The following is a 10867-nucleotide window of genomic DNA, read 5'->3' as shown; positions in this document are numbered from 1 at the left end:
AGTGGCTTCAGGCACTCGGATAACCTGCCATGCTTGGTATTTACAGAAAACCTGGGGCGCAAAGCACAAAATGCCGCTGCGTTTTTACGCATGGTATCTTATCGTCATACTAACCCAAAATGTGTTTTCGGTCAGCCTGCTTAGCTAAATAGCCTGTCCCGCAGTTTGCGGGAAGGATTTTCGGGACGAAGTATAAGCAAAAAAGTGTCCCGGTGCACCGGGACAGGTCGATTACTAAAGTCCCAACACGCTCTTAGCGACGAGCGATTAATAAGTGTTGTGTTTAGATAGCCTAGTGGCTTAAGTTCTAAGTCTCTGATAATTAAGCCGCCGGGATTTTGTTCGCTGAAGAAGCCTGGAAACGTAGGCGTAGCCGAAGCTACGGCGAGGCTTTCAGGTTACATCAGCGGGCAAAAGGGCAAGGCTTGGATCGTCAAGGATTTAGGACTTGAGCCACTAGCGATTTTTTCTTTAGCCAAAGCCTGCCCCGCAGCATTGCGGGGGTGAAGAGCCTGTCCCGCAAAATTGCGGGATTCCCGGTCTTAGTGGCGCTAAGGCTGTCGGTTCTTCAACGCCGGATAAAGGAAAAAGCGCTCCTGGAAAACTGACAGTTATTGATTGCTCGTCGCTTATGCTGCAAGACTTCGGAGAAGCCATACCTTTTTAACCTTCTCAGCACCACGGCAGGTCGACTTCGGAGAAGTCGCATGTTCTCCCGAGCCAGAGGAGATGCTCCTTCTGCTTATCCTCGACCACCCAGCTTTTCATACTTGATAGAGCACCGGAAGCGAAACGTAAACGGAGCCATAGCCTACCCCAAAATGGGGGCAAAAGACCTCTTTCTGAAGCCGGAGCCCCGGGGTACTGTACTTGCCCCTACTCAGCCCATTCAAAAGTTTCGATCATCCGCAGGATATCGGCTTCAAGGAATTCGTAGACGGGCGCCATAGAATCCGGCCGCACTTCCGTATTGAAGTAAAGGGAAGCCCGAAGAAAATGATTGGTGCTGTCGGTCAGGTAGAACTGTACCGGAGAGGCGGCATGGCCTTCAATCAGGAAGAGCACTCCGCTCACGTTATTCTCTTTCCTGATGAGCATCTCATCAATATAGCTTGCTTTTTTGTTGTGCCAGTCAGCGAGGTTAAAGGCATCACTGCGTAGGTTCTCCCAATCTGCTTTGCTGTCAATGGGCGCATAACTGAAGTACATACGGCTGTCAAAGTCTTCAAAGTAAAGGTCGAACCAGCAGGGGTGAGGTGGAGCTTCATCAAAGAAGTTCTTGTCCTGTTGCACTTCCGCGTACTCCGGGTACTCAAAAGTGAAGGCGCAGTAATCCTCATCAAATTGGCGATAGGCTTTTTCGGGGTACTCTACTTTGGGGAATGCCCGGGGTTTAGGAGTGGGAGCGGGGGCATCGCCACAGCTGCTCAGGAAAACCGTCAGTAGTATAAAAAAGCAGAACCGGTACATCGCATTAATTTTTGGGAAGGGTCAGTAATATTTGCTCAATTCTCCGTTTGCTAACGGTCACAACCTTGAAACGGTATAGCCCCTGGGTAATCTCTGCGTCAGTTTTAGGCATATGCCCCTGAATCTCAAGGATCAGGCCCGCCAGAGAATCCGCCTCACCTTTCACCTCGTCAAAAGAATTGGTGTCAATCCCGATGATACGGCAAACATCATTGAGCAGGGTCTTACCTTCGAATAGGTAATTGAAATCATCGATTTTCTTAAACACCACCTCTACTTCATCGTCGAATTCGTCCTTGATCTCCCCGATGATCTCTTCCATAATATCCTCCAGGGTGACAATGCCAGAGCTGCCGCCGTATTCATCCACTACAATAGCCATGTGCAGGCGCTCTACCTGAAACTCTTTTAAGAGGTCGTTTATTTTCTTAGCTTCCGGCACGTAGTAGACATCCGGGCGTATCAGTTCCTGCCATTCAAACTCAGCGGGTTCGTCCAGGTGGCCAAGGAGGTCTTTGACATAGAGGATACCCGTGACGTTGTCAAAGTCATTTTCGTAAACAGGGATTCTGGAATAGCCCGCTTCCCTGATAATCTGTAGCAGCTCCTGGTAATCAATTCTGAAATCTACCGCAACGACATCGACCCTGGAACGCATAATTTGTTTGACCGTAACGTCCCCGAACTTCACAATGCTTTTGAGGATGTCAATATCCCTGCCTGCGCCTTTTTCATGGCTAACGGTCAATTCAATGGCTTCATCGATTTCCGCCCGGCTGGGGCTGTTACCATTGCCTGACCCCACCAGGCGCCTTTCCATAATGGTAGTCGATTTTACGAGGAGGTTGCTGACCGGGTGGAAAAGCCGCATCATGATGTCGAGCGGGCGGGCCATAAGCCGGGCGAGTTTCAGGTTGTTGATGCGTGCGTAAACCTTGGGCGCTACTTCCCCAAACAAAACGAGCAGAAAAGTCACACCTGCTATAGTGACGAGAAAGCTGAGCAGACGCCCCCAGAGCTCAGTTTCCTCAGGCGAAGGGACCGAAAACAAACTAAGCAGAGATTGCGCCCAGTAGTCGAATACCGTATCCGGAAGAGCTGATCGCAGCACAAGGTCGGAGAGGATGACAATGGCAATATTGATGAAGTTATTGATAATCAGTATGGTGGCTAGCAGCTTGCGGGGTTTTTCCTTCAGGCTGATGATCGCATGATCCGCAACGGTGCCACTGTCCTTTAGCTTTTTCAAATCACTGTAGCCCAGTGAAAAGAATGCCACCTCGGAGCCTGATACCATGGCTGAAGAACCCAGGAGCAGCACAATTCCAAGCGTGCCCAGCAATAACTCGGGGCTAAATACGCTCAGTAATTGTGGGTTTTGAACCAGAAAGGAAAATAAACTTGCGGGTTCCGATTCCAAGGTAAAGGGGATTAGTGAACGGAAGGAAGGTGCTTAGAATGGAAGGTCATCTTCAGCGGTGTCGCTTCCTTCGGCCGGTTCGTCATTAGCGCTGCTGGGCGGCGGTTCAGACTGTTTGGAAGCCGTAGCTGTTGGCGCAGGGGTCTTCTGGGCGCCACCTGCTTTCAATTCATCATCAGGATTAGGGAAGTAGCCACCACTGCTGTTGTTATCTTTTTTGCCGCCAATCAGGCGGAAGTAGTTGGCAACGACCTCGGTCGTTTTTCGGTTATTGCCGTCCTGATCCTGCCAGGTGCGGTGTGTCAGTTTACCTTCTACATAAATTTGCGCACCCGTATTTAATTGGCTTTCAGCACGTTCTGCCAAGCTGCGCCACATGACGACATCGTGCCATTCCGTGAGGGTTTGCCACTCGCCATTGCGGTCTTTGTAGTTCTCGTTTGTTGCGAGGCGCACTTTAGCGACTACAGCGCCATTCTCCAGGCGGCGTATTTCCGGGTCTGCACCTAAATTGCCAATTAATATAACGCGGTTTACCATGTTTGACTATTGGATTTTGGTTTGGGGCGTTAGCAGTTACACCAACTTTAAATATAGCGAATTATCCCCTAAATACCAATCAATTATTTTGGGGAAGGCGAAATTACTTAAGTTTTTCCGATCGGCAAGAAAGTACGGTGCTAATTCTGTTGTTGTGGGTGGCAGCCCCTCCAAATGAATCTCCCAGAACACTGCCTGTATCTTTTGGTGCGTCAGGTTTTGTTGCTGAGGTGGGGAGATTTGCTCAATTCGGGCAGGCCGCTCCCCAATGCAGGCTTGCCAGGGGGCACTGCGCCGGATTTCACGCTCACTCGCCTTGGCTTCCGGCCATTCAAGCGCGGGGAACTCGTAAAGGTTGCGCCAGATGTCCTTTTCTGTCCGCTTGCGTAGCACGACCCGGTCTCCTGCATTGACGACGAGGTAATGGAAATACCGGTTTTTCTTTTTGATCTTTTTAGCTTTAACCGGGAGTTGATCCGTTTTTTGCTGTTGAAAAGCGGCGCATTGTACACTCAGGGGGCAGTGGGCACAGAGGGGCGACTTAGGTTTGCAATGAGTGGCGCCAAAGTCCATTATCGCCTGATTGTGCTTCGAAGGGGGGAGGGGAGAGGCCAGCAGGGCGCGGTCTGCCAAATCAGCAAATTGCTTTTTGCCCTCGGTGCTGTCAATCGGCGTTGCAATACCCCAAAACCGGGACAATACCCGGTAGACGTTGCCATCAACAACAGCATAAGGGAGCTCGTAGGCAAAAGAGCCAATCGCCGCAGCAGTGTAAGGCCCCACGCCCTTTAGCGCCCGGATGCCCTCGTAGGTGGTGGGGAATTTACCGTTGAGGGTTTGGGCAATGTATTTGGCTGTGGCGTGAAGATTCCGGGCCCGTGAATAGTAGCCTAGCCCTTCCCAGGCTTTCATGACCCTGTCTTCCGGGGCATTAGCCAGGTCTTGTACGGTCGGGAACCATTCGCGGAAGCGCTCAAAATAGGGCAGCCCCTGCTCCACGCGGGTCTGTTGTAGGATAATCTCCGACAACCAGATGAGGTAAGCATCCTTTTCGCCTTTCCATGGCAACGGGCGGTGGCTTTTTTCAAACCATTGTTGCAGCTCATTCGAGAAAAACAACAGTCGGGCTTTAGTGGTCGGTTTTCTTGGCATGGATAGGAAGGCTAATGGTAAAACATGAACGGCGATAGAACATTTTCAGTTCTATCGCCGGTACAAATGTAAAATATATAGTTTGATATAGGGGAATGCGTCTTGAACAGATTCAGTACAATACCACAGGGAATGAGTAGGCTGAAACAGAAAACGCCCGTTAGCTGACCTTCTGCCGCAGTTCGCTCAGGTTCTCATAACGCTTGCCAATCACTTCTTTGAGTTCTTTGCGAGCGAAAAAGATACGGCTCTTAACCGTGCCTAGTGGGAGCTCAAGATGATCTGCAATCTCTTGGTACTTATAGCCATGGTAGTGCATCAAAAATGGAATCTTAATACTGTCATCCAGTTCTTCGATCATCTGAGTTAGCTCCTTTAGCATAATATTGGATTCTGCTTTATTAGAAATAACGACGCTACCTGAATTGATGTAGTACATGTTATCCGTAGAGTCCATTATCGTATTTGCTTTGACCTTTTTCCGATAGTTATTGATGAAGATGTTCTTCATGATCGTAAAGAGCCAGGCTTTGAAGTTTGTACCCGGACGGAACTTGTCCCGGTTCGTGAAGGCCCTGAATGCGGTCTCCTGGAAAAGGTCTTTTGCGTCTTCCGTATTTTTGGTCAGGTTATAAGCAAAAGAGTTCAGGAGTGCTGTCATCTTATCGAAGTTAGTATAAAACTCTGTGGTGGACATGGCTAAATTGGACTTTAAGTTTTTGTTCTAGTTTCTCTTTCTGTTGAATCAAAGATACGGAATAGTTAAACAAAATACAATATTTCATACCAAACTGACGCCCTTTTTGCACAAAATTGAGGACCGAAATCAAGAATTGTTTTTTCAATAAACTGATTTACAGCATTTTGTGTAAAGAAATAAACTTTCACTTTTTTATATAACTTTCAGTAAAAAATGAAATGGGCGGTTTTTTGTGGACATATTTAGGCGGGATTTCACACTTTTGTTCAACATTTTAGACTATTCGACGGGAGAAATGAACGCTGTGGAACACAACGTACCTAAAAGTTAAACAGCATATCTGTTTTGTTCAGCCTTACTTTTGAGCGTTTTTGACGAGGTAAACGGCAACGATGCCGAACACAGCATTAGGCAGCCAAATGCCTGCAATAACCGGAATAAGTTGACCGGCGGCAAAGACTACAGCAAAGCGGGAGAAGAAAATGAAGAGGGCGCCAATACCGACCCCCATCGCAAGGTGGAGACCGATGCCGCCCCGGACCTTCCGGGCCGCGAGCGCCATACCAATGATGGTGAGTATGAAAATGGTGAATGGCTCGGCGGTCCTTCGGTGAAATTCGATTTCATACTTTTTGGTATTCCCAACACCACGGGACTCCTGCTTGGCTATGTAGTCCAGAATCTGCCTGGAAGTCATCATCATATGCTGCTCTTTGTAGTCTACAAAGTCAGCGGGTGTCAAATTGATAGCCGTGTCCAGGGTTTCGCCTCTACCGAGAATGAGCTCCTCTTCCATATCGTTGAAGGTCCTGATCTCATAATTGCGCAGGCGCCATTGGTTGGTTGGGCCAACCCACTCGGCGGTGTTCGCCTTCAGCAAAGAAACCAGCTCGCCATCCTCGAAGTGCTCCAACCGGAACTTACGTGCCGTACTGTCCCGTTTGCGGTAGTAATTGATGTACACCTTAGTGTTGGGAGCCACGAACATATGCACGTCTTGTGTCTTGCCCTTGTCGTTGTTGGTCCAGATGTAGGCATGTTCCACATCGAGCCGGTTTTTGTTGCCCAGCGGAATGAAAAAGTGGTTGCCCATCAAATGCAGGATGGCGATGAAGCTTGCCGCAATCAGGTACGGCCGCATAAGCCGCTGAAAGCTGATGCCTGCATTGAAAATAGAAATGATTTCAGAATTGTAAGCCAGGCGGGAAGTAAAAAAGATGACAGCAATAAGGGTGTACAACGGCCAGAGCAGCCCGGCGATAAACATGATAAACCCGGGGTAGTACAGCACTAAAATTTCATAACGGGTGATATCGCTCTCAATAAACTTCTCAATCTTTTCGCTAAAGTCAATAATGACCGAAATCATGGTAAAGATGAGCACTGTAAAAAAGAAAGTGCTCAAAAACTTCTTGATCAAATACTGGTCGATCTTCTTTAGCATATCGCAAACTTTACTGATGTGGGCTATGCCCGGGACTGCCCGTAAAACCTATTTGCAGAAACGTACCGGGCAGGCATTTAGATGTACCGCTAACAAAATTATAACCTCCTTTGTATTCGCTTAACCATTTGCTCCTTCCAGGAACTGAAGTCCCCGGATAGGATATGCTGTCTCGCTTCGCCTACAAGCCAAAGATAGAAACTCAGGTTGTGAAGACTGGCAATCTGCGGGCCCAGCAGCTCTTTGGTATGCATCAGGTGGCGCAGGTAAGCTTTGGAGTATTGCTGACTGGCAAAGCAGGGGTTGGCAGAGTCCACAGGGCTAAAGTCGTCTTTCCATTTGGCATTCTTGATGTTGATGATGCCCTCCGAGGTGTACAGCATGCCGTGGCGCGCATTCCGGGTAGGGAGCACACAGTCAAACATATCGACGCCGAGCGCGATGCATTCCAGGAGGTTTTCAGGAGTGCCTACCCCCATAAGATAACGCGGCTTGTCTTTGGGCAGAATATGGCAAACCTGCTCGGTCGTTTCGTACATCGCTTCTGCGGGCTCCCCTACGGATAGCCCGCCGATCGCATTACCGGGCTGCCCGGCCTCTGCAATGGTCTCTGCAGATTTACGGCGCAGATCAGGGTAAGTACTGCCCTGAACGATAGGGAAGAGGGTCTGCTCATACCCGTACTTGCCTTCCGTTTCCGCCATGCGCTTCACACAACGGGCGAGCCAGCGGTGCGTCAGCTCCATAGAGTTTTTTGCGTAAGTATAGTCACAGGGATAAGGTGGGCATTCATCAAAGGCCATGATGATATCGGCACCAATACTGCGCTGAATATCTATCGCCCGCTCCGGAGTGAATTGATGAGCGGAGCCATCGATGTGGGAACGGAAGGTGACGCCCGCTTCATCGATTTTGCGCTGATTGCTCAATGAGTACACCTGATAACCGCCGCTATCGGTAAGGATGGGGCGCTTCCAGCCGTTGAAACCATGCAAGCCGCCCGCCTGCTCCAGGATATCCAGCCCCGGCCGCAGGTATAAGTGGTAGGTATTGCCCAGGATGATCTGGGCTTTAATGTCCGATTCGAGTTCCCGTTGGTGGACCCCCTTGACGGTGCCGAGTGTCCCTACGGGCATAAAGATGGGCGTCTGAATAGCTCCGTGAGCAGTTTTGATATGGCCTGCCCGGGCCGCAGATTGAGGGTCGGTATGTTGCAGCTGGAAATTAAACAAGGGTTGAGCTTTTAATGGCGGAAACGGTGTTTGTCTTGCTTTAGCAAAATACTGATCATAATGGTGAAGCCGAGTAAAGACGAGCCGCCTTTACTGATCAGCGGCAGTGGAATGCCAATGATAGGGGTTACCCCCATGGTCATACCTATATTGATGAAAACGTGTACAAACAGAATACCAGCGACGCAGTAGGCATAGTGCCGGGCAAAATTTGATTTTTGCCGCTCAGCCACTACGGTGATGCGGACCAGGAGCAGCAGGAACAGCAATATGATACCGGCAGACCCGATAAACCCCTGCTCTTCACCTATGGTGCAAAAGATAAAGTCAGTGGATTGCTCCGGTACGTAGTTGAGTTTCGTCATGGTGCCGCTGAGAAAGCCTTTGCCTTCCAGTCCCCCCGAGCCTATGGCCGCCTTTGACTGCGTCAGGTTGTAGAGGGAGCCACGCTCATCGCATTTTTCGGGCTGCAGCCATACATTGATCCGGTCTTGCTGATGCGGTTTTAATACATAATTAAAGGCATAGTTGGAGGCATAGGTTAGCCCGCTGCCGAGCACCAGGAAGAACGCCATCAGCATCGCCATGCGGCCATTCCGTTGCTGATAGGCCAGGATGCCCGCTGCCACGAAAAACAGCACCGCCCCTCCCAACAGGTATAATTGATAACCCAGGCCGGAGAGGTTGTAAGCCGCTACTGCCAGCAGCGCAAGGGCAATCCAGGCGTAGGTCCGCAGGTTGCCGTGAAAATAGTAAGCCAGCACTGCGGTACCTGCCAGTACGCTGCCAAAGATGATCTGTGTGGGCGGATAGATAAACCCCAGAATGAGCAGGGTTGCCCCAACGATACCTATTATATAGTAGATCGGCGAGAGCCCCTCTCTGAAAAAGACAACCAGAAAGGACAAAAACACTAAGGCCGAACCTGCATCCGGCTGCAACAGAATCAACAAAATAGGCAGCCCGATCAAACCCAGGGCTGTCAACTGTGCCTTGGGCTGCCGCAGGTCTGTGCTGTAGGTGCTCAGGAAAGCTGACACACCAAGGCAGGTTCCTACTTTCGCTAGTTCAGAAGGTTGTAGCGAGAAGCCACCGAATGAAAACCAGGAAGTGGCACCTTTGATATTTGTGCCCAGAAAAAGGACCAGTAAAAGGAGTAACATAGACAAACCATAGATCGGATAGGCAAAGGTTTGCCAAAACTTGTGGTCAAAGAGCATGATAAAAGCGAAGACCAGCCCGCAGATACCGAGCCATATCGCCTGCTTGCCGGCAGAGGTGGTCAGGAAACCACTCATGCCCACCTGCTTGAATTCCTCGTAGCTTACCGAGAAAATCATCATCCAGCCGATAACGGCCAGCCCCAGGAAAAGACAGAATGTCAGCCAGTCAATGCGCCCAAACATGATTACTCCGTCGGGGCCACGTTGACGCTGCCTGCGATATGCGTTCATATTGAGTTAAAGGTTTCCGATCAGCTCTGAAGGGGTGATTCTATCGTCTTTTACGAGATAAATGCCGGAATATTCCTGCTGCAGGATATACTTCAGACGCATCGCTTCCAGCTTGGATTCGAATGCCCCCGCCCGTAGCTTGTAGTAAGGTTTTGCGTGCTCCCAGTCAATCGGGATATTCGGATAGCGGTATTGGAAAGACTGCTTGACCGTCTCCAGGCGTTGCCGGTCAGGGGTAGCCAGGATTTGTACCCGCCAGCCCTGCACAAAATTCCGGGACTTGTTGAGCTCCACGTAGCGGTCCATCATTTGTGTAATCGGCTCGTCTGCCTCAATGATCACATTCTGGGCATGCCCGAAGCCAAAGCCCCCCGCCAAAAACAGGGTGGAAAACAAGACTCTAAGTAACATCACTCTCGTTTTGGTTATGTATTGCCAAATCACTCCGCAACAGGCACCTTGTAGGTGAACCTATTCGGGATTACGCTGGGGAACAGCTTTAGAAATTTGCTAAAATTAAGGAATTATACCGAGGGCTCAGCTATTTCAGTGGATCATACTTAACAGACATTACGCGGAAATGGTTGCTAACTGGGAAAAGGAAGTATTTTGGTTGGCTTTAAGAGCTCCAAACATGCTCTTAACGAGACCGGTATATAATTGGAGGTGATCGCTGGGAAGACGGGTTATCCTCCGATGATGGTTACGCCCGAAGAAGTGCCGATGCGGTCTGCTCCGGCCTTAATGAACTGTTCGGCTTCCCACCGCGATCGTATACCACCGGAAGCTTTGATTTTGGCTTTGCCATCAGCCAGGCGTTTCAGCAGCTCCACGGTTTCCAGGGTGGCGCCTCCACCGTTAAAACCAGTGGAAGTTTTCAGGTAATCGGCTTCTTTATCCAGGCAGATACGGGCTACGCGCTCAATTTCTTCCTGCGTCAGCAGCGACGTCTCCAGGATGATCTTAATTTGCTTGCCTTTCAAATGGGTGGCGGTGACCAGGCTGTCAATATCATTGGTGACATGGTTCCAGTTACCCGATTTGACGGCACAGATGTTGATGACGGCGTCGATCTCGGAAGCGCCCTCGTCTATGGCTCTTTTGATCTCTTCAATCTTGGAAGGGGTGGAGGCATAGCCCATCGGGAAACCCACCACCGTGGCTACGGCTACCGGGCTGTCTTCACACAGGTCGGCTGCACGCTTTATATGGAATGGCGGGACGCAAACGGCCGCAAACTGATGTTGCTGCGCCTCCCGGCATAGTTGCTCAATCTCTTCTGTTGTGCAGTCTGCTCTTAGTAAAGTATGGTCAATGTAACCATTCAGATCCATCTTGGTAATCAGGGTTTATTCTTCAGGTAAAGTCGTTTTTTAAAGCGCTGCAATATATCACAAATATCCTGTATGGGCTACTTTCCTTTTCAATTCGTAGGCAGTATTCGTGTTAAAGGGT

The 10867-nt window shown here is 49.7% G+C and carries 10 protein-coding genes; all 10 read right to left on the bottom strand.

From position 1 onward, the window contains the following. Positions 1-876 precede the first annotated feature (876 nt). The gene (gene gldD / locus RIC19_RS17560; RefSeq protein ID WP_350179653.1) at positions 877-1470 is read right to left on the bottom strand and encodes a gliding motility lipoprotein GldD; all 594 of its coding nucleotides are present in this window, start codon (positions 1468-1470) and stop codon (positions 877-879) included. A gap of 4 nt (positions 1471-1474) precedes the next feature. Continuing rightward, positions 1475-2890 (bottom strand): gliding motility-associated protein GldE, encoded by a 1416-nt coding sequence (gene gldE, locus RIC19_RS17555; RefSeq protein WP_350179652.1) that lies wholly within the window; start codon positions 2888-2890, stop codon positions 1475-1477. Between the two features lie 33 nt (positions 2891-2923). After that, the gene (locus tag RIC19_RS17550) at positions 2924-3430 is read right to left on the bottom strand and encodes a single-stranded DNA-binding protein (RefSeq protein ID WP_350179651.1); all 507 of its coding nucleotides are present in this window, start codon (positions 3428-3430) and stop codon (positions 2924-2926) included. A gap of 36 nt (positions 3431-3466) precedes the next feature. Further along, the gene (gene mutY, locus RIC19_RS17545; RefSeq protein WP_350179650.1) at positions 3467-4582 is read right to left on the bottom strand and encodes an A/G-specific adenine glycosylase; all 1116 of its coding nucleotides are present in this window, start codon (positions 4580-4582) and stop codon (positions 3467-3469) included. A 160-nt stretch (positions 4583-4742) separates the two neighbouring features. Then, positions 4743-5279 (bottom strand): RNA polymerase sigma factor, encoded by a 537-nt coding sequence (locus RIC19_RS17540; protein WP_350179649.1) that lies wholly within the window; start codon positions 5277-5279, stop codon positions 4743-4745. A 358-nt stretch (positions 5280-5637) separates the two neighbouring features. Then, positions 5638-6726, bottom strand: coding sequence for an LptF/LptG family permease (locus tag RIC19_RS17535; RefSeq protein WP_350179648.1), 1089 nt, complete (start codon positions 6724-6726; stop codon positions 5638-5640). Between the two features lie 98 nt (positions 6727-6824). Then, complete coding sequence (gene tgt, locus RIC19_RS17530) at positions 6825-7958, bottom strand: tRNA guanosine(34) transglycosylase Tgt (RefSeq protein ID WP_350179647.1); 1134 nt, start codon at positions 7956-7958, stop codon at positions 6825-6827. An 11-nt stretch (positions 7959-7969) separates the two neighbouring features. Continuing rightward, a complete protein-coding gene (gene rodA, locus RIC19_RS17525) occupies positions 7970-9412 on the bottom strand; it encodes a rod shape-determining protein RodA (protein ID WP_350179646.1) in 1443 nt (480 codons plus the stop codon). Positions 9413-9418: 6 nt separating this feature from the next. Then, positions 9419-9823, bottom strand: a complete 405-nt coding sequence (locus RIC19_RS17520) for an SPOR domain-containing protein (protein ID WP_350179645.1) — start codon at positions 9821-9823, stop codon at positions 9419-9421. Between the two features lie 275 nt (positions 9824-10098). Then, entirely contained in the window at positions 10099-10755 is a 657-nt protein-coding gene (gene deoC / locus RIC19_RS17515; protein ID WP_350179654.1) for a deoxyribose-phosphate aldolase, read from the bottom strand. Between the last annotated feature and the right edge of the window lie 112 nt (positions 10756-10867).

This window comes from Phaeodactylibacter sp., assembly GCF_040219495.1.
Lineage (GTDB): Bacteria > Bacteroidota > Bacteroidia > Chitinophagales > Saprospiraceae > Phaeodactylibacter.
Note: the sequence above shows the minus strand (reverse complement) of the source record. Positions and strands in the feature narration are given on the sequence as shown.